Origin of the sequence: Pseudomonas fluorescens, assembly GCF_902497785.1 — a bacterium.
Taxonomy (GTDB): domain Bacteria; phylum Pseudomonadota; class Gammaproteobacteria; order Pseudomonadales; family Pseudomonadaceae; genus Aquipseudomonas; species Aquipseudomonas fluorescens_BO.
This window is the reverse complement of sequence record NZ_CABVHK010000021.1, coordinates 133,285-152,092: the sequence shown is the minus strand read 5'-3', so window position 1 is coordinate 152,092 and position 18,808 is coordinate 133,285. Positions and strand designations below refer to the sequence as shown.

The 18,808-nt window shown below is 59.3% G+C and carries 13 protein-coding genes and 2 rRNA genes; 12 read left to right on the top strand and 3 right to left on the bottom strand.

Annotated features, from left to right (window positions below):
• From F8N62_RS26905 to F8N62_RS26875, 7 genes are all read left to right on the top strand, one after another.
• Positions 1-1,654, top strand: a 23S ribosomal RNA gene (locus F8N62_RS26905); the annotation flags it as partial.
• 168 nt (positions 1,655-1,822) lie between these two features.
• Positions 1,823-1,938 (top strand): 5S ribosomal RNA (rrf, locus tag F8N62_RS26900).
• 215 nt (positions 1,939-2,153) lie between these two features.
• On the top strand, positions 2,154-4,046 hold the full coding sequence (mrdA, locus tag F8N62_RS26895) for a penicillin-binding protein 2 (RefSeq protein ID WP_150713510.1): 1,893 nt from the start codon (positions 2,154-2,156) through the stop codon (positions 4,044-4,046).
• A 277-nt stretch (positions 4,047-4,323) separates the two neighbouring features.
• Positions 4,324-6,228, top strand: coding sequence for a sigma-54-dependent Fis family transcriptional regulator (locus tag F8N62_RS26890; RefSeq protein ID WP_150713509.1), 1,905 nt, complete (start codon positions 4,324-4,326; stop codon positions 6,226-6,228).
• Complete coding sequence (locus tag F8N62_RS26885) at positions 6,228-7,946, top strand: ABC transporter ATP-binding protein (protein WP_150713508.1); 1,719 nt, start codon at positions 6,228-6,230, stop codon at positions 7,944-7,946. The genes F8N62_RS26890 and F8N62_RS26885 overlap by 1 nt, the downstream gene beginning before the upstream one ends.
• Positions 7,936-8,613 carry a S8 family serine peptidase gene (locus F8N62_RS26880; protein ID WP_150713507.1) on the top strand — a complete coding sequence of 226 codons (678 nt, stop codon included), beginning with the start codon at positions 7,936-7,938 and terminating at the stop codon, positions 8,611-8,613. Before F8N62_RS26885 ends, F8N62_RS26880 begins: the two co-directional genes overlap by 11 nt.
• A complete protein-coding gene (locus F8N62_RS26875) occupies positions 8,610-9,899 on the top strand; it encodes a tryptophan 7-halogenase (protein ID WP_150713506.1) in 1,290 nt (429 codons plus the stop codon). Before F8N62_RS26880 ends, F8N62_RS26875 begins: the two co-directional genes overlap by 4 nt.
• 123 nt (positions 9,900-10,022) lie before the next feature.
• Here F8N62_RS26875 and F8N62_RS26870 read toward each other — a convergent pair whose 3' ends face one another.
• Both F8N62_RS26870 and F8N62_RS26865 read right to left on the bottom strand, forming a co-directional pair.
• The gene (locus tag F8N62_RS26870; RefSeq protein ID WP_150713505.1) at positions 10,023-11,513 is read right to left on the bottom strand and encodes an aldehyde dehydrogenase family protein; all 1,491 of its coding nucleotides are present in this window, start codon (positions 11,511-11,513) and stop codon (positions 10,023-10,025) included.
• A gap of 216 nt (positions 11,514-11,729) precedes the next feature.
• A complete protein-coding gene (locus tag F8N62_RS26865; protein WP_150713504.1) occupies positions 11,730-12,458 on the bottom strand; it encodes a hypothetical protein in 729 nt (242 codons plus the stop codon).
• 357 nt (positions 12,459-12,815) lie between these two features.
• On the opposite strand from F8N62_RS26865, the gene peaA reads away from it, so the two are divergent.
• The 4 genes from peaA (at position 12,816) to peaD (ending at position 17,375) form a co-directional block, all read left to right on the top strand.
• On the top strand, positions 12,816-14,396 hold the full coding sequence (peaA, locus tag F8N62_RS26860) for a quinohemoprotein amine dehydrogenase subunit alpha (protein ID WP_150713503.1): 1,581 nt from the start codon (positions 12,816-12,818) through the stop codon (positions 14,394-14,396).
• Positions 14,397-14,477: 81 nt separating this feature from the next.
• Positions 14,478-15,908, top strand: coding sequence for a quinohemoprotein amine dehydrogenase maturation protein (peaB, locus tag F8N62_RS26855; RefSeq protein WP_150713502.1), 1,431 nt, complete (start codon positions 14,478-14,480; stop codon positions 15,906-15,908).
• A 1-nt stretch (position 15,909) separates the two neighbouring features.
• On the top strand, positions 15,910-16,233 hold the full coding sequence (gene qhpC, locus F8N62_RS26850) for a quinohemoprotein amine dehydrogenase subunit gamma (protein ID WP_008027961.1): 324 nt from the start codon (positions 15,910-15,912) through the stop codon (positions 16,231-16,233).
• A gap of 23 nt (positions 16,234-16,256) precedes the next feature.
• Positions 16,257-17,375, top strand: coding sequence for a quinohemoprotein amine dehydrogenase subunit beta (peaD, locus tag F8N62_RS26845; protein WP_150713501.1), 1,119 nt, complete (start codon positions 16,257-16,259; stop codon positions 17,373-17,375).
• Between the two features lie 140 nt (positions 17,376-17,515).
• On the opposite strand, the gene F8N62_RS26840 is transcribed toward peaD, so the two are convergent.
• Positions 17,516-17,917: a lysozyme inhibitor LprI family protein gene (locus tag F8N62_RS26840; RefSeq protein ID WP_150713500.1), complete on the bottom strand. Its 402-nt coding sequence runs from the start codon at positions 17,915-17,917 to the stop codon at positions 17,516-17,518.
• A 210-nt stretch (positions 17,918-18,127) separates the two neighbouring features.
• Between F8N62_RS26840 and F8N62_RS26835 the strand changes: the two genes are divergently transcribed.
• Positions 18,128-18,616, top strand: a complete 489-nt coding sequence (locus tag F8N62_RS26835) for an SRPBCC family protein (RefSeq protein WP_150713499.1) — start codon at positions 18,128-18,130, stop codon at positions 18,614-18,616.
• Positions 18,617-18,808 lie beyond the last annotated feature (192 nt).

Sequence of the window (18,808 nt, the reverse complement as noted above, 5' to 3'; positions counted from 1 at the left end):
CGAATGCTGACATGAGTAACGACAATGGGTGTGAAAAACACCCACGCCGAAAGACCAAGGTTTCCTGCGCAACGTTAATCGACGCAGGGTTAGTCGGTCCCTAAGGCGAGGCTGAAAAGCGTAGTCGATGGAAAACAGGTTAATATTCCTGTACTTCTGGTTATTGCGATGGAGGGACGGAGAAGGCTAGGCCAGCTTGGCGTTGGTTGTCCAAGTTTAAGGTGGTAGGCTGGAATCTTAGGTAAATCCGGGATTCTAAGGCCGAGAGCTGATGACGAGTGTTCTTTTAGAACACGAAGTGGTTGATGCCATGCTTCCAAGAAAAGCTTCTAAGCTTCAGGTAACCAGGAACCGTACCCCAAACCGACACAGGTGGTTGGGTAGAGAATACCAAGGCGCTTGAGAGAACTCGGGTGAAGGAACTAGGCAAAATGGCACCGTAACTTCGGGAGAAGGTGCGCCGGTGAGGGTGAAGGACTTGCTCCGTAAGCTCATGCCGGTCGAAGATACCAGGCCGCTGCGACTGTTTATTAAAAACACAGCACTCTGCAAACACGAAAGTGGACGTATAGGGTGTGACGCCTGCCCGGTGCCGGAAGGTTAATTGATGGGGTTAGCTAACGCGAAGCTCTTGATCGAAGCCCCGGTAAACGGCGGCCGTAACTATAACGGTCCTAAGGTAGCGAAATTCCTTGTCGGGTAAGTTCCGACCTGCACGAATGGCGTAACGATGGCGGCGCTGTCTCCACCCGAGACTCAGTGAAATTGAAATCGCTGTGAAGATGCAGTGTATCCGCGGCTAGACGGAAAGACCCCGTGAACCTTTACTATAGCTTTGCACTGGACTTTGAATTTGCTTGTGTAGGATAGGTGGGAGGCTTTGAAGCGTGGACGCCAGTTCGCGTGGAGCCAACCTTGAAATACCACCCTGGCAACTTTGAGGTTCTAACTCAGGTCCGTTATCCGGATCGAGGACAGTGTATGGTGGGTAGTTTGACTGGGGCGGTCTCCTCCTAAAGAGTAACGGAGGAGTACGAAGGTGCGCTCAGACCGGTCGGAAATCGGTCGTAGAGTATAAAGGCAAAAGCGCGCTTGACTGCGAGACAGACACGTCGAGCAGGTACGAAAGTAGGTCTTAGTGATCCGGTGGTTCTGTATGGAAGGGCCATCGCTCAACGGATAAAAGGTACTCCGGGGATAACAGGCTGATACCGCCCAAGAGTTCATATCGACGGCGGTGTTTGGCACCTCGATGTCGGCTCATCACATCCTGGGGCTGAAGCCGGTCCCAAGGGTATGGCTGTTCGCCATTTAAAGTGGTACGCGAGCTGGGTTTAGAACGTCGTGAGACAGTTCGGTCCCTATCTGCCGTGGACGTTTGAGATTTGAGAGGGGCTGCTCCTAGTACGAGAGGACCGGAGTGGACGAACCTCTGGTGTTCCGGTTGTCACGCCAGTGGCATTGCCGGGTAGCTATGTTCGGAATAGATAACCGCTGAAAGCATCTAAGCGGGAAACTAGCCTTAAGATGAGATCTCACTGGGACCTTGAGTCCCCTGAAGGGCCGTCGAAGACTACGACGTTGATAGGTTGGGTGTGTAAGCGCTGTGAGGCGTTGAGCTAACCAATACTAATTGCCCGTGAGGCTTGACCATATAACACCCAAGCAATTTGCTTGCTTCGAGCTGAAAAGCGAAAGAGCACCAGATTGCGGTGTGTGAAGACGCAATGAACCGAAAGTTCGAGAGCAACACACAAATCTATCGCATACCCATTCGCTGGAGCGTGAACCTGTAAAGGCCCACGACCTGGCTACCGAATTTCTTGACGACCATAGAGCATTGGAACCACCTGATCCCATCCCGAACTCAGCAGTGAAACGATGCATCGCCGATGGTAGTGTGGGGTTTCCCCATGTGAGAGTAGGTCATCGTCAAGATTAAATTCCGAAACCCCTATCTGCGTATGCAGGTAGGGGTTTTGTTTTGTCCGCAGGAAAGCACACCTCGGCCATCTATTGCTCTCCAAAACTGCGGTTAGTGCAAATGGCCCTAAAGTGACCGAACGGTTTTTGATATGGTGCAGCTCGTTTTTTAAAGGAATGATCTCAAGCCCACGGATCGGCGTTTTCTTAGTCACAGAGCAGCTGCACAAATGCCCGAACCGATCCCGATCAAGGACCACGAAAAAGAAACCCGTCTGGTCAACAGACGACTGATGGCCTGCGCGCTGTTCGTTGTCGCCATCACCTGCGCGTTGGTGCTGCGCATGTATGTGCTACAGGTCGTTGAATTCGACTATCACTCGACCATCTCCGAAAACAATCGCGTACATGTCTTGCCCATCACCCCTGCGCGCGGATTGATCTACGACCGCAACGGTGTGGTCCTGGCCGACAACCGCCCCAGCTTCAATCTGACCATCACTCGTGAGCGCGCGGCCGACGTCAAAGAAGAACTGGACGAGGTAGTCAACCTCCTGCATTTGCCCGCTGAAGACCGGACTCTGTTCGACAAGGCGATGAAGCAGGCACGCCATCCCTTTGTGCCCGTCACTTTGTTCTATGAATTGAGCGAGGAACAAATCGCCGTACTCGCGGTAAATGAGTTCCGCCTGCCTGGAATCGACGTCGAACCGCAATTCGTGCGCCATTATCCGATGGGCGCGCACTTCGCCCACTCCATCGGCTATGTAGGTCGTATCAACGAGAAAGAATCCAAAGCCCTGGATACGGTCGAGTACCGTGGCACCCAATCCATCGGCAAGACCGGGATCGAAAAATTCTACGAGTCGCAACTGCACGGGCACGTCGGTTACGAAGAGGTCGAGACCAATGCACAGGGCCGGGTGCTGCGAGTGCTCAAACACACCGATCCGGTGCCTGGCAAAAATATCGTCCTGAGTCTCGACGTCAAACTTCAGCAAGCCGCCGAAGAAGCCTTGGGTGATCGTCGTGGTTCAGTGGTCGCGCTCGACCCATCGACGGGTGAAGTGCTGGCCATGGTCAGCAAGCCAAGCTTTGACCCGAACCTGTTTGTAACCGGCATCAGTTTCAAGGAATACGCGGCACTGCACGATTCCATCGACCGTCCCCTGTTCAACCGGGTGTTGCGCGGCCTCTACGCGCCGGGCTCGACCATCAAGCCGGAAGTAGCCATCGCGGGCCTCGACGCCGGCGTGGTCACGCCGCAGACCCGCGTCTTCGATCCTGGTTACTACCAACTCCCTGACTTCGATCACAAATACCGCAACTGGAACCACAGCGGCGACGGCTGGGTCGACATGGACGCGGCGATCATGCGCTCCAACGACACGTACTTCTACGACCTGGCTCACAAGCTGGGCATCGATCGCCTGCACGACTACATGGCGATGTTTGGCCTCGGCGAGAAGGTCTCGCTGGACATGTTCGAAGAGTCTGCCGGCCTGATGCCATCCCAGGCCTGGAAACGTGCCACGCGCCGTCAGGCGTGGTTCCCCGGCGAAACCGTAATCCTCGGCATCGGCCAGGGTTACATGCAGGTCACGCCTCTGCAACTGGCTCAAGCCACCGCGCTGATTGCCAACAAAGGCGTCTGGAATCGACCGCATCTGGCGAGGACGGTGGACGGTGTGGCGCCAGTGGATGAGCACCCCATACCAAACATCCTGTTGAAAGATCCGCGAGACTGGGAACAGGTTAACCATGGCATGCAAATGGTCATGCACGACGCTCGCGGAATCGCCCGGGCAGCAGCGCAGGGCGCCCAGTACCGCATCGCCGGCAAGAGTGGTACGGCACAAGTGGTCGCGATCAAACAGGGTGAGCGCTACAACCGGGCGAAAACCCTGGAGCGCAATCGCGACAACGCCTTGTTCGTCGGCTTTGCGCCGGCCGAGCATCCGAAGATTGTCATCTCGGTGATGATCGAAAACGGCGAGGCCGGTGGTCGCGTCGCCGGCCCCGTAGTGCGCCAGATCATGGACGCCTGGTTGCTCGACCAGGATGGCCATCTCAAACCGCAGTACGCCACGCCGGCCAAAGCCCCTGGCGACCCTCACGTTTAACTGACGCGCAGGAGCGAGTCTGGTCGCGAAAGCGGAGTGTCAGCCTCAATGCTGAATGACACACTGCCTTCGCGAGCAGGCTCGCTCCCACAGTTGAATGAATTGAACTGAACGATTTCCAGTCAAAACGCGCTCATGTGGGAGCGAGCCTGCTCGCGAAGAAGATAGCGCGGTGCAACGGATGAAACACACTTGCCATCGCCCTGACGTTAACGTAAAGATTGCTCTAGGGCGCTGAATTTAAAAGAGCGCGGGGCGGACCGATCCGGAGCGCTTGATGACGCTGATAAAAACAACTTCACCCAAGCTGCATCGCGAAGCCCGGCTGGCCCGGGAAAAACTCCATCTCGAGGGCGAAGTCCCGGATGGCGTGTTGCGCGCGGAAATCGATGCCTCATGGCGGCGCAGCCTCGGCCATGGTGTGCATTTCAACAGCAAACATGAACTGGCGCTGGAATCCAGCGCGAGTCTCGACGTGCTGCTGGCGAGCAATCGCCTGCTGATCGATGCCGCATTGCCGGCGATCGATTACCTGGCCGAACGTCAGGGCAAGGAAGGCTTGATCATCCTCGCCAATTCCGACGCAACCATTCTTGCGGTCGAAGGCCGCGCCGATCGCCTCAAGGGCAGCGGCCTGCAAGACATCACCCTGGGAGCGTGCTGGAGCGAAGCCGCTCGCGGCACCAACGCGCTGGGCACCGCACTGGTGGAGGCGCGGCCAACGATGATCGATTGCGGCGAGCATTACCTCGATCGCCTCACCGATTTTTCATGCACTTCCGTGCCCATCTATTGCCCCCAAGGCGACATCCTCGGCGTTCTCGACCTCACCCGTGAAGGTCCTCTCGGCCGCGTTCACGACAGCACCGCGCTGCTGGCCATGGCCGTCAGTCAGATCGAAAGCCGGGTGTTCAACGCCAGTTTTCCAGACCAGATCGTGCTGGCATTTCACAGCCGTCGGCAATACCTCGAATCGCCTTGGCAGGGACTGCTGGCAGTGAGCCTCGGCGGGCAGATTCTCGCAGTCAGCGCCCAGGCTTGCCAGTTGCTCCATGCGGAACGCTCGGCCCTGGTTGGCCGACGTTGCGAGGAGTTTCTCGGTGTCGATGGCTTGCAACTGCTCTCGCGTTTGCATCAGGGTGGCGTCGGCAGTTTGCAGACCGCCAAAGGCGAGTTCTTCTACAAAACCCTGCGCGCACCGCAGCGTTCGATCAACGTCAGCACACCGGCGCGCAGCACCGCTAAACCCGTCAAAGCACAACCCGATCTCGACTCCCTGGCCGGCAGCAATGTCCGTTATGCCCGGGCTTTACGTATGGCTCGCCAAGGCCTGGCCAATGAATTGCCCGTGTTGTTGTTAGGCGAAACCGGCACCGGTAAAGAAGTGATCGCGCGAGCCCTGCACATGGCCGGCAATCGTTGCGACAAACCCTTTGTGGCGGTGAACTGTGCGGCGATACCCGAAGGTTTGATCGAGTCGGAACTGTTCGGCTATCGCGAAGGCGCGTTCACTGGTTCCCGGCGCGGCGGCATGGTCGGTCGGCTGCAACAGGCCCACGGCGGCACGCTGTTTCTCGACGAAATCGGTGACATGCCGCTGGCCTTGCAGGCACGCCTGCTGCGCGTGTTGCAGGACCGCAAAGTCGCGCCACTGGGCGCCGGCGAAGAGCAGGAGATTGACGTCGCCCTCATCTGCGCCACCCACCGCGATCTCAAACGATTGGTGGAAGAAAAACACTTCCGGGAAGACCTGTTCTACCGTGTCAACGGCATCAGCGTGATGCTGCCGGCCCTGCGCGAACGCGACGATTTCAGCGCGCTGGTCGGCAGGCTGCTCGCCAGGCTCGATGCGCCAGACATGCTGCTGCACGACGACCTGAACCGCCTGCTCGCGGGTTATCACTGGCCCGGCAATATCCGCCAACTGGAAATGGTCTTGCGTACCGCGTTGGCCATGCGCGAGCCCGGTGACAGCGTGCTTACTCTCGATCACTTGCCCGACAGCATGCTCGACGAACTGAACGCCAGCGAACGGCCCGCGTCTGGCAGCATTCGCGAAAACGAGCTGGAGATGATTCGCCAATCCCTGGACAGCCATCAGGGCAATGTTTCGGCCGCTGCCGACGCCCTGGGCATCAGTCGCGCGACCTTGTATCGCAAGCTTAAACAGTTGCGTTCGTGATGCAGCGTCTGATCGTTCGGCTGATCGACAGCCATAACCCCGAGGCCCTGCAAGCGGCATTGCGTTGGCTCTACAGCTTCGTGCGCCCACATCGTCTGGCCATCGCCGGGTTGCTTGGTTTGTCAGTCTGCGCGTCATCGCTGGTACTGGTGCAGCCGTGGCTGACCAAGTTGCTGATTGACGATGGCCTGCTCGCGCGCAACTTCCCCATGCTGGTGCTGATCGCCGGGTTGATGATCGTTGCCGGGCTACTCGGCACGGCGCTGTCGGGAATCAATCGGTATCTGCACACGCGGTTGTCCGGGCGGATTCTGTTCTCGCTGCGCGACGATCTCTATCGACATTTGCAAACCCTGTCGCCGAGCTTTTACGGGCAGCGCCGCATCGGTGATCTGATGTCGCGGCTCGATGGTGACGTCGCCGAGATCCAGCGCTTCGCCGTGGATTCGTTGTTCTCGGCGGTGTCGAGCGTGGTCGGCCTGGTGGTCGCAGTCGCGATGCTGCTGACGTTATCGTGGCAACTGTCGTTGCTCGCACTGGTGCTGATTCCCCTCGATGTACTGTGGCTGCGCTGGATGCGGCGCAAGGTCGAGCGCGATGTGCGTCAGTTGCGCGAGCGTTCGGCGGACATGTCGTCGTTCATGGTCGAAACCCTGCCGGTGATGAAATTCATTCAGTCCGCCGGCCAGCAGCAGCGCGAATCGCGGCGGTTGGAAGCGTTGGGCCAGGGCTACATGAGTCAACTGCTGCGCCTGCAAGTCACCGAGTTTTTCACCCAGGCGGTGCCGGGTACGCTGACCTCATTGTCTCGGGCCTGTGCGTTTTTGATTGGCGGTTACTGGGTGGTGCAGGGCACGTGGCAACTCGGCGCGCTGATCGCGTTTTCCACGTATCTGGGGATGGCGGTCGGCCCGGTTCAGAGCCTGCTTGGGCTTTACGTGGCGATTCAGCGGATGACGGTCAGCCTCGGGCGCGTCATGGAACTGCGCGGTGAGGAACCGACGGTGCTGACCCCTGTTGAACCGAAACCGATGCCGGCCTCTGGCGAACTGCGTTTTGACGACGTGCACTTCAGCCATCCCGGTCGCCCGAGCACCCTGCGCGGCATCGATGCGCGAATTCCCTATGGCCTGAAAGTCGCCCTGAGTGGTGGTTCCGGGGTTGGCAAATCGACGCTGATCGACCTGCTGCAACGGCACCACGATCCGCAGTCCGGACGGGTGTTGTTCGGCGAGGTCGATCTGCGCGAACTGGACCTGTTCCAGCTGCGCCGCAGGATTGCCGTGGTCAGTCAGGACATCGTTTTGTTTCGGGGCAGCCTCGCCGATAACCTGGCTTACGCCGTGCCCGATGCCAGCCGCGAAGCCATTGCCGAAGTGGCGCGGCTGGCGCAACTCGACAGCCTGATCGCTTCATTGCCGGAGGGCCTCGACAGTCCGTTGGGCGAACGCGGTCAGCAATTATCCGGTGGGCAGAAACAGCGCATCGCGATTGCCCGGGCCCTGTTGCAGGACCCGCTGATTCTGGTGCTCGACGAAGCCACTTCGGCGGTGGATGAAGCCACCGAACGCGAAGTGATCGACGCCATCGACCGACTGTTTGCCGGGCGCACTCGCATCCTCATCAGTCACCGTCCTTCCACCCTGGCAGATGCCGATCTGCGCTTTGAATTGCTCGACGGCGTGCTCACTTCAAAGACGGTGCAGCATGAACTCTGAACTGCGAATCGGTGTGGTGGACAGCGGCCATTCGGCGGCGCAACGGGTGCAGGTGGTCGCGGGGCGGCGTTTTTCGTTGCTGGTGGACGGCCTGGCCGAAAGCGAGTTGCGTGACGACCCGCTGGGCCACGGCAGTGCGGTGATCGAGGCCATCGGGCGACGGGCACCTTCGGCGGTGTTCTGCGTGGCTCAAGTGTTCGATCAGCGTGGCGTTACCAGCGCCTTGCAGATCGCCACGGCGATTGACTGGCTGGTGGCGCAAGACGTGCGGTTGATCAATTTGAGCCTCGGTTTGCGGCAGGACCGCAGCCTGTTGCGAGAGGCCTGCGCAGCAGCGGTGGCGCGGGGCATTCTGCTCTGTGCGTCGAGCCCGGCGCAGGGCGACGGCGTGTTCCCGGCGAATTATCCACAGGTGCTGCGCGTGACCGGCGATGCGCGCTGCGCTGAAAACCAATGGTCGTGGCTCAACAGCGCGCAGGCGGATTTCGCCGCGTGTGTGCACGGCACTTATCCGGGGCAATCCGGCGCGAGCCTGGGGTGCGCAGCGTTGAGCGGGCTCATTGCCGGTTTTTTGGTGAAACAGCCTGATGCGAGTAATGAGCAAGTGATCGCCTGGTTGCGCGAGAATGCCCAATACCGCGGGCCTGAACGGCGCTCTGGACCATGATCCTGATTCTCGGTGCAGGGCCTGCCGGCGCAGCGGTTGCCCTGGGTTTGCGGCGGCTGGGTTACCCGGTGACCCTGGTGAGCGAGTGGCGCCGGTTTGCCGCACTGGAGGGCGTTTCCGTGCGGGTGCTGGACGCCTTGCGCGGCGCCGGTCTGCATCAGGCGCTCGCGGATGCGGCATTGCCGTCGCAGCGCCAGGTCTCGTGGAATGGCCAGCAGCATGCGCAAAACATCGAATTTCTGCTGGACCGCCCGCGTTTTGATCGAGGCCTGCGCGAGGACCTGCGCCTGGCTGGCGTCGAGCTGATCGAGGGCCGAGTGCTGAACGTTCAGTCTTCGGCGACTGGGTATCGGGTTGAGATCGAAGGACAAAAAGTACTGGCCTGCGCTTTTCTGGTAGAGGCTCGCGGACGTCAGGCGCCGTCGCTCGGCAAAGGCCTGCGCGGGCCTGAGACGGTCAGTCTGCTCAATCGCTGGCTTGGTCCGCCGGGTGACACCGCCAGTGCCGTGGAAAGCCTTGAGGACGGCTGGGCGTGGATGGCGCGACGGGCGGATGGTCAGTGTTATTGGCAGTGGACGGTGGACGTGGCCAGCGCTCAATTGCCGGGCAAGGCGCAGTTGCTGGATTACTGTCGTCAAAGGCGTCAGGGTTCGGCGTTGGCGCGGACATTGTTCGGTGCCGAACCGGAAACGGACCTGCAACTGCATGCGCGCAGCAGCACGGCGATTCTGTCTGCGCAGTTGTGCGGCGATAACTGGATTCGGGTGGGGGACGCGGCGATGGCAGTGGACCCGCTGTCGGGCAACGGGATTTTTCAGTCCTTGTCATCGGCCTTGCAGGCGCCGGTGGTAATCAATACGTTGCTGCGCAAGCCGGAACGAATGGCGCTGGCCCAGCGTTTTCATCAGCAACGGGTAGAACAGTTGTTTTTGCGTTTTGCGCGGATCGGCCGGGATTTTTATGCCGATGAGCAGCGCTGGGCGGATCAGCCGTTCTGGCAGGCGCGGCGGCAGTGGCCGGATGCTGAAGTGGCGCATGCCGAGGCGGATTTTTCAGCGCTGCGGATTGAGCGGGCGCCGGTGTTGAAGGATGGGTTTGTGGATGAGGCTGAAGTGGTGATAACAGCGGATCAGCCGCTGGGAATCTGGCATGTGCAAGGCGTTGAGCTGGCACCGTTGGTGCGGCGGTTGCGGACCGAGCCGGTTGAGCAAGCGTTGGCGGGGTTGACCGGGGAGCAGGGGAGAATGATCAGGGGTTGGTTGTTGGCTCAGGGATTCAAGCCCTGAGATTTATGGTGACTGGTTGGGCCTCTTCGCGAGCAGGCTCGCTCCCACAGTGGATTTTTGATCGACAAAGAACCCATGTGGGAGCGAGCCTGCTCGCGAAGGCGGCCTGAAGAACGCTGAAAATCAGAGCTTGATCAACACCGATTTCAACTCGGTGTAATGCTCAATCGCCGCATACCCCATCTCCCGCCCGACTCCCGACATTTTGTACCCGCCAAACGGCAACGCAGGGTCCAGCGCGCTGTGGCAATTGACCCACACCGAGCCCGACTTGATCCGTGGAATCATCCGGTGCACCGCCGCCAGATCATTCGACCAGATGCTCGCTCCCAAACCATAGGGGCTGTCATTGGCCATGCGCAACGCATCGGCCTCATCATCAAACGGAATCGCCACCAACACCGGCCCGAAAATCTCTTCCTGCACCAGCGAGTGCTTTTGATCGACATCGACGATCACCGTCGGTTTGACGAAGAAACCCGGTCCGAACTGCTCACCGCCGCAGGCGATGGTCGCGCCACTTTCCCGACCTTTTTCGATGTAGCCATAAACCCGTTCCTGCTGCCGCGCGGAAATCAGCGGGCCCATCTCGACGCTCGGGTCCAGCCCGTTGCCGAGCTTCATCGCATTGGCGATGTCGGCAATGTCCGCCACCACATTGTCGAAATGTTTGCGCTGCACATAGAGGCGCGAACCGGCACAGCACACTTGGCCCTGATTGAAGAAAATCGCGCTGGCGGCACCGGCTGCGGCGCTCTTGAGGTCGGCGTCGGCCATGACGATGGTCGGTGATTTGCCGCCCAGTTCCAGGGTGACCCGAGTCATGGATTCCATGGCGATCTTGCCGATCTGCTTGCCCACGGCGGTCGAGCCGGTGAAGGTCAGCTTGTCCACCAGCGGGTTGTGGGTCAGGGCCGAACCGGCGGTGATGCCGGTGCCGGTGACCACGTTGAACACGCCTTCGGGATAACCGGCCTCCAGCACCAGTTCAGCGAGTTTCAAGGCGGTCAGCGGTGTTTCATCGGCGGGTTTGAGCACCACGGTGCACCCGGTGGCCAGCGCCGGGCCGAGTTTCCAGCAGGCCAGTAGCAACGGGAAATTCCAGGCGACGATGGCACCGACCACGCCCACCGCTTCACGACGAATAAAACTGTGGAACTGGTCGTTCGGCATCAGCGGTAACGACACTTCAACGCTGGAGCCTTCGATCTTGGTCGCCCAACCGGCCATGTAGCGCAGGAAGTCGATGGACAGTTGTACATCCATCACCTGCGCGACAGCGGCGCTTTTGCCGTTGTTCAGGCATTCCAGTTGCGCCAGCAGTTCGGCGTCGCGCTCCATCAGGTCGGCGAGTTTCCACAGCAGGTTCTGCCGCTCCCGTGGCCGAGTATGGGTCCAGGCTGAATCATCGAACGCCTGGCGCGCGGCGAGCACGGCGCGGTCGACATCTTCAGGTGTGGCCCGCGGCACCACGCACAGCACCTCACCGGTGGCCGGGTTGTGCAGGGGCATGGTCTGGCCGTCTGCGGCCTCGACCCAGTCGCCGCCGATAAGCATGCGCGGGGCGCGCTGAATGAACGCCGAGGTGGCGGGAAGCAGGTAGGGGAGCGTCATGGCGAGGCCTCTTGTTGTTCGTGAGAACGAGGCTTTCGCAATGCCTGTGCCAACTGTCCGCAAGGGTCGGATGGCCCGTTGGCGGCGGGCGCGGGATCAAATCCGCGGTCGACGGTGCTAGAGGTTTTGTCGCAAATCGCGACGACGGTTGAGATTCGAGAGATTGCTTTTCAGCCCAGGCCAATCACCACGCCTGGGCAACATTGACCAAGCGAATCAGACCAGTACGTCGACCTTGTTGGCGGCGCGTTCGGTCAGCATCTGCACTTCCGTCGCCTGGGTCATCCGCTCGCCTTTACTCCACAACTGGGAAGAGAAGAAACCGTTGATGGTTTCAGCGTTTGGCACCGAACCTTTCTTGATAAACAGCGCGCCCAGATCGATGGTGCTGGCGAAGTTCTCCTTGTTCAGGTTGTACCCGCCCATATAGGCGCCACCCCACACCGAGTCGGCGGCCACCAGGTCAATCGAGGCGTCGCGGTAACTGCTCGCTGCCGATTTCAGCGAACTGGAGGCATTCAGCAGTTTGTTCAACCGATCCATGTCGGATGAATTGAGCTGGCCTGAGCTGTTGAGGGCTTTGAGGCTTCCATCCGCCTGAACGGTGAAGCCGAATTTTTTCTCGGCGAGATCCGGATGGGTGTGGGCCAACGCTGACTGGAATTCTTCGAAAGAGAACTTCAGCGATTGATGGGCGTTCTTGTGCCGCTCGGCAACCTGCGGGAAATCCGGCGACTGCATACGGCCGATCCAGGTCTCGATTGTTTCCATGGTCGGGCTGGTCACCGGAGCGTCGTCACTCGGATGGTAAATCGCCGCCGGATTGATGTTGACCGTGGTTTTCTGCTGCTCTTCGGTGAGCTTTTTCGCAGTCAAAGGCTGGCTGGATTGGCTGAGCTGAGCGGCTGATGGCTGGATAAAGGCAGCGTTTAAAGAGATTGCCATGTCGTCATTCCCTGATCGTTTGGAGTCAGCAGGTTATCGACGGCCTGGTGGAAAACTTGAGCGTTGGCGCGGTTTGGCAGCGTCGGTGAGTCACTTGCGGCCGGGGCAACTATGCTTGTCTCAGACTGCAACAGCTGTCGCGATATTAGACGCAGGTGCTCTCGATCAGATAGGGAAAACTGCAGTGAACTTGACGTAACCATCTGATAAAAAAGGTAATCGCCAAGCTGGCACGCTCCGTGTATTGCTCATTGCAGACGTTTCTCTTGCCTCCGTCCGCGGTGCGCCGCCGACGGCAGAAACCATAAAAACGATAAGCCACAAAAATAAGAAAGCACCGTGCGAGGTTCGACGTTGATGAAGAGAAAACTCCGATCAGGCCTGAGCGTCAGTCTGCTGGCCGTGGCCGCCTGTATGGCGCTGCATGCGCCTGACAGCCTGGCCGCCCGCGACGCCCAGACCATCCTCAAGGAAACCTGCCAGGGCTGTCACACCCCTGAAGCCGATAACGCCCTGAGCCGTATCAGCCACCAGCGCAAGACCCCGGAAGGCTGGCTGATGAGCATCGCCCGGATGCAGACCATGCACGGTTTGCAGATCAGCGATGACGACCGCCGCACCCTGGTCAAATACCTGGCCGACACCCAGGGCCTGGCGCCAAGCGAGACCGATGGCGTGCGTTATGCGCTGGAGCGCCGACTCAACACCGTCGAGAAATTCGACGACCAGACCAGCCAGATGTGCGGGCGTTGCCACTCCGGTGCGCGGGTTGCCTTGCAACGGCGTCCGGCCCGGGAATGGGAGCATCTGGTCAATTTCCACCTCGGCCAATGGCCGTCACTGGAATATCAGGCGTTGTCTCGCGACCGCGACTGGTTCGACCTCGCCCGCAAAGACATGGTGCCGCTGTTGGCCAAGCGTTATCCGCTGGACAACCCGGCCTGGAAAAAATGGCTGGGCAACGCGCCGAAAGCTGAAGCATTTGTCGGTGACTGGAGCTTCAGCGGGCACTTGCCGGGTAAAGGCGAACTGGCCGGGGTGATGAGTGTCGTCGCGGATGGCGACGACACGTTCAAGGTCGGCGTCAAAGGCCAATACGCCGATGGCTCGCCGTTCAATGGCGACGGCAGCGCGATTCTCTACACCGGTTACGAATGGCGCGGCAACGTCACGATCGACGGCGTCACCATGCGTCAGGTGTTCGCCGCACAAGGCAATGCCATGCAGGGCCGCATGTTCGAGGCCGAGCACGATGAGCGCGGCCTTGACTTCGTCGCTGCCAAACAAGGGAGCAGTCGTTTGCTCGCGGTGCAACCGGGTTATCTGAAGGCGGGCGCCGAAACCGAAGTCACCCTGATCGGCAGTGGACTGAGCGGCAAACCGAACTTCGGCAAAGGCGTGGAAGTGGTCGAAGTGGTCGAGCAAGGCGCTGATCGAATCAAGGTCAAGCTCAAGGCGGCCGCCAACGCGCAACCGGGCCTGCGCAACGTCACCGTCGGTACGCTGAAAGGCCCGACCCTGGCGGTCTACAGCAAGATCGCCGAAGTCAAAGTCGTGCCCGAATTTTCCGTGGCGCGGATCGGCGGTGGCGGCGGTTCGACGCCGAAAGTCCAGGGTCGTTTCGATGCGGAAGCCTGGGGCAAAGGCGCTGACGGCAAGCCGTATCGCATCGGCGTGTTCCCGGCGCAGTGGTCGGTCGCCGCCTTCGACGATCGCGCCAAGGAAGACGAGGACGTCAAGTTCGCCGGCACCATGCAGGCTGACAGCGGCGTGTTCACCCCGGGCGATGCCGGACCGAACCCGCAGCGCAAAATGTCCACCAATAATGCCGGCAACCTGAAGGTGATCGCCGCCGTCGACGACGCAGGGAAATCCCTGACCGGCGAGGGCCACATGATCGTCACCGTGCAACGCTGGAACAATCCACCCATTCCATGAGTTGGCTGACCGTTCACCGTTTCAGACACTTTTCGGAATGACCGCAGGCCCCGTGAAACGGGGTCTGCACAGGAGGTTGCAATGGGCGCTATTTTGAATCTGGTCGAGCGGAACCTGCACGAAGTGCACGTCGATGCCGATCGCATGTTGTTCCACATTCCCAGCAGTTCGCTGTTTGCCAGCGATGAGCTGACTGGCACCATCATCGACACCTTGCGCGGTCCCGGTTGCTCGTCGGACGACCTGATCCAGCGACTCGCGGCTCGCTTCAACGGTGAAGAAATCACCGAAACCCTGCGTGAGTTGATGTCTCTGGAACTGGTCAGCGACGGTTCGCCGCTGACTCCGGACATCGGCACCAAGCGGGTCGAGCGCACGGCAATCAATACCGTGGTGCTCAACGTCAACACCGGCTGCAACCTGAGCTGCACCTACTGCTACAAGGAAGACCTCGACAAACCGTCCGCCGGCAAGAAAATGGACGTCGAAACCGCCATCGCCTCAGTGGAAATGCTGCTGCGCGAATCCCCGGACGAAGAGCGTTTCACCGTGGTGTTTTTCGGCGGCGAACCGCTGAGCAATCGCAAACTGATCGAGTACATGGTCGACTATTGCGAGAAGCGTTTTCGCGAGGCCGGCAAGTTCGTCGAGTTCGTCATGACCACCAACGCCACGCTGCTCAACGAAGAGACGGTGGATTACCTGAATGCTCACCGTTTCGGGCTTTCAGTGAGTATCGACGGACCGAAAACCGTGCACGACCGCAACCGCATCACTGTGGGCGGGCAGGGCACATACGACGTCGTGCGGCGCAAGGCCGAGATGCTGCTGTCGCGCTACAACAGCCGCCCGGTTGGCGCGCGGGTCACCCTGACCACCGGCGTCACCGACGTTGAAACCATCTGGGATCACTTGTTCAACGAACTGGGTTTTGCCGAAGTCGGTTTTGCCCCGGTGACCTCGGGCGACATCAGCACGTTCAACCTGACCAGCGACGAGCTGATCGAAGTGTTCGCCAACATGAAAAAGCTCGGTCGGCGGTATCTGGAAGCTGCGCTGGAACACCGCAACATCGGCTTCTCCAACCTTCATCAGTTGATCACCGACATCCACGAAGGCCACAAAAAAGCCCTGCCATGCGGCGCGGGCCTGAAGATGCTGGCGGTGGATCACAAGGGTGAACTGAACCTGTGCCACCGCTTTACCGGTTCGTCGCTGCCGACCTTCGGCAACGTACACAGCGGCGTGAAACAGGTGGAACTGAATGACTTCCTGTCCCAGCGCCTGGATCGCACCAACACCGGTTGCGAGGACTGCCAGATCCGCAACCTGTGCTCCGGTGGTTGCTACCACGAGAGTTACGCCCGTTACGGCGACCCGACCCACCCGACCTATCACTACTGCGAACTGATGCGTGACTGGGTCGATTTCGGCATCGAGGTCTACACCCGGATCATGGCTCACAACCCTGCGTTTATCAGCAGCTACATCACTCCGCGCAAGGCTCACTGATATGAAACATCTCAAGGCAATCAATAATAAAGCGTTGAAACTCGATGAAGCCGCGGCCGAAAACCGTATCGAAGAAGTGGTGGCGATGAGCTCTGTGGCGGGTTGCGCCTCGACCACCGACCCGGGTTGGGAAATCGATGCGTTTGGCGGTGTGTCGTCGCTGTGCCAGCCGATGGAAGCTGACCTCTACGGCTGCTCCGACCCTTGCTGGTGGCCAGCCCAGGTGCCCGACATGATGAGCACCTACCCGGACTGGAACAAGGATGCCCAGGCGTCCAATGACAACTGGCGCAACCTCGGGACTGTCTTTCCAAAAGACAAATAATCGGACAGAAGAAGGATTCCAGCATGCTTCGCACCAAAGCCTGCGGCCTGGCCGCTTTCGCCGTCCTGAGTGCCTGTTCGCTCAGTGTTCTGGCCGATGAAAATACCGCTCTGCAAGCGGGTCACGAATACATGGTGACCACCAATTACCCGAACAACCTGCACGTCATCGACCTGGCCACGGACACTCTGTTCAAGACCTGCAAGATGCCGGACGCTTTTGGTCCCGGCAGCGTGCAGATGTCACCGGATCGCAAGACCGCCTACGTGCTGAACAACCACTACGCGGACGTCTACGGCGTCGAGCTGGACAGCTGCAAGCAGGTGTTCCACGCCAGCATCACCCAGAAGCCGGGGGAGAAAGCCAAGTCGATGTTCGCCTTCACTCTGAGCCATGACGGCAAAGAGCTGTTCGCGATTGCCAACCCGACGCTGATGCTCAACGATCGCTATGAAGTGCAGCAGCCGCGTCTGGATGTCTACGCTACCGACGCCGGTCTGGACGCTAAACCCGTGCGCAGTTTCCCGGCACCACGGCAGCTCACCATCATGCAAAGTGGCGACGACGGCACGCTATACGTGGCCGGCGCGGACGTTTACAAGGTCGACGTCAAAACCGGCAAGTTCGACGTGCTGATTCCCAGCCGTCACTGGAAGCGGGCGAACTACAGCGCGCCGGACGTGCTTTATGTGTGGAACCAACAGACGTACCGCCACGACTTCTCGCTGCTTTACACCACGGCGAAATTCAAAGACAAGAAACAGGACCCCGCTACCGCCGAATACCTCTACGGCTTGTTCAGCGTCGACCTGAAAACCGGCAAGACCGAAACCACGGACTTCGGACCTTTGACGGAAATCTACTTCAGCGGCATGCGCTCGCCGAAGGATCCGAACCTGATGTTTGGTGTGCTTAACCGCCTGGCCAAGTACGACATCAAAGAGAAGAAGATGCTGCAGGCGGCAACGCTGGATCATTCCTACTACTGCATTTCCTTCAACAAGGACGGCAGCAAGATCTACCTCGCCGGGACATTTAACGATGTGGCGATTTTCGATCCGGACACCATGAAGCAGATTGGCAACATCAAACTGCCGGGCGGAGACATGGCGATTACCACGGCGCAGATTTTTGTCCGGTAGCAGCGGCGACTGATCTCACGCCATCGCGAGCAAGCTCGCTCCCACAGGGTTCAGTGATGTTCACACAATCGTGATCACACCGTAGATCCACTGTGGGAGCGAGCTTGCTCGCGAAGAGGCCCGGAAAAACAATCGAGAACTTACTGCCCGGGCACCGGACAACCCATATCCCCCTCCTGGCACTTCAAATAATCCTTGAAGGTCTCCACCCGCGCCTTGGTCAACGCCGTGATGCAGTTGCTGTAGATCAGCGGATAAACACTGCCGCCCTCAACCCCTGACGCCGAAAACTTGCACTCGGCATCGCGAAATCCAATCCACGCCCGCTGCGCGCCGACCCACAACTTCTTGCTGTCTGGACTGCCTTTCAAGCGCGCCGTGATCTGCTGATAAAGCGCATTCAACTCCTTGTCCGCCGCCTTGTTCTGCTGTGCCGCGCATTGATTCATCGAGGCCTGGTCGGTGGCGGTGTCGCATTCGGCGGCATGGGCCAGGGTGGTGAACAGCAAAGGCGTCAGCGCCAGGAACAAGCGTGGGTGCATGGGAATCTCGCTGTGAGTGGGGAAATGAGTGGGCGGTGCAAGTCTAGCGAGTATTGTTTGACGCCTGGACGTTGAACAGCGCCTTCAGGTTCGTACGATCAAATTGACGGCTGGCTTAAGACAAAAAACGACAATAGATCCTCCATCGATACAACTTTAGGGTTGGACTTGTGGTCTTACAGGCCTACTGTTCAATACAGGAGATGACTTATGAACCCTGGATCAGATCGCATAGAAAGAAAGATTTTGCTCAAAGCCCCGCGTTCGCACGTGTGGCGTGTGATCGCCAATGCCGAGGCGTTCGGGCAATGGTTTGGCGTGGCGCTGGAAGGCAAGCGTTTTGTCGCCGGCGAGTGGACTCAGGGGCAAATCACCTACCCCGGTTATGAGCACTTGCTGTGGAATGTTCTGGTAGAGCGGGTTGAGCCGGAGCGGGTGTTTTCATTTCGCTGGCACCCGTATGCCGTAGAGCCGGAGGTTGATTATTCCCAGGAGCCCACCACGCTGGTGAAGTTCGAGCTCGAAGACATGGATGAGGGCACTTTGCTCAGAGTCACTGAGTCCGGGTTCGACCACATTCCCCAGACGCGCCGACTCAAGGCGTTCCGCATGGACAGTCGCGGTTGGGATGAGCAGATGAACAACATTGAAGAGTTTTTGAAAACCAGCGCCAAGGCCCGCGAGCAACAGAAAGATTAAGCGCTGCGAGTCCCATAACTCGCGGCTCGCAGGGTCGGTGCCTGAGGCGTCTAAGGGTTTTCGGAAGGGCGGTTATAGCGAATGTCTTACACGCGTTGGTAGCTATGTCGTCTGTTGCACATTGGATCCGATGCGTAATCTGGCCACATCAACTGAAGCACAGGAAGCGCTTCAGGATCACGGATGATCGAC

Coding starts and splice junctions, on each gene's coding strand:
- mrdA (WP_150713510.1), top strand. CDS start 2,154: ATGCCCGAACCGATCCCGATCAAGGACCACGAAAAAGAAACCCGTCTG.
- F8N62_RS26890 (WP_150713509.1), top strand. CDS start 4,324: ATGACGCTGATAAAAACAACTTCACCCAAGCTGCATCGCGAAGCCCGG.
- F8N62_RS26885 (WP_150713508.1), top strand. CDS start 6,228: ATGCAGCGTCTGATCGTTCGGCTGATCGACAGCCATAACCCCGAGGCC.
- F8N62_RS26880 (WP_150713507.1), top strand. CDS start 7,936: ATGAACTCTGAACTGCGAATCGGTGTGGTGGACAGCGGCCATTCGGCG.
- F8N62_RS26875 (WP_150713506.1), top strand. CDS start 8,610: ATGATCCTGATTCTCGGTGCAGGGCCTGCCGGCGCAGCGGTTGCCCTG.
- F8N62_RS26870 (WP_150713505.1), bottom strand. CDS start 11,513: ATGACGCTCCCCTACCTGCTTCCCGCCACCTCGGCGTTCATTCAGCGC.
- F8N62_RS26865 (WP_150713504.1), bottom strand. CDS start 12,458: ATGGCAATCTCTTTAAACGCTGCCTTTATCCAGCCATCAGCCGCTCAG.
- peaA (WP_150713503.1), top strand. CDS start 12,816: ATGAAGAGAAAACTCCGATCAGGCCTGAGCGTCAGTCTGCTGGCCGTG.
- peaB (WP_150713502.1), top strand. CDS start 14,478: ATGGGCGCTATTTTGAATCTGGTCGAGCGGAACCTGCACGAAGTGCAC.
- qhpC (WP_008027961.1), top strand. CDS start 15,910: ATGAAACATCTCAAGGCAATCAATAATAAAGCGTTGAAACTCGATGAA.
- peaD (WP_150713501.1), top strand. CDS start 16,257: ATGCTTCGCACCAAAGCCTGCGGCCTGGCCGCTTTCGCCGTCCTGAGT.
- F8N62_RS26840 (WP_150713500.1), bottom strand. CDS start 17,917: ATGCACCCACGCTTGTTCCTGGCGCTGACGCCTTTGCTGTTCACCACC.
- F8N62_RS26835 (WP_150713499.1), top strand. CDS start 18,128: ATGAACCCTGGATCAGATCGCATAGAAAGAAAGATTTTGCTCAAAGCC.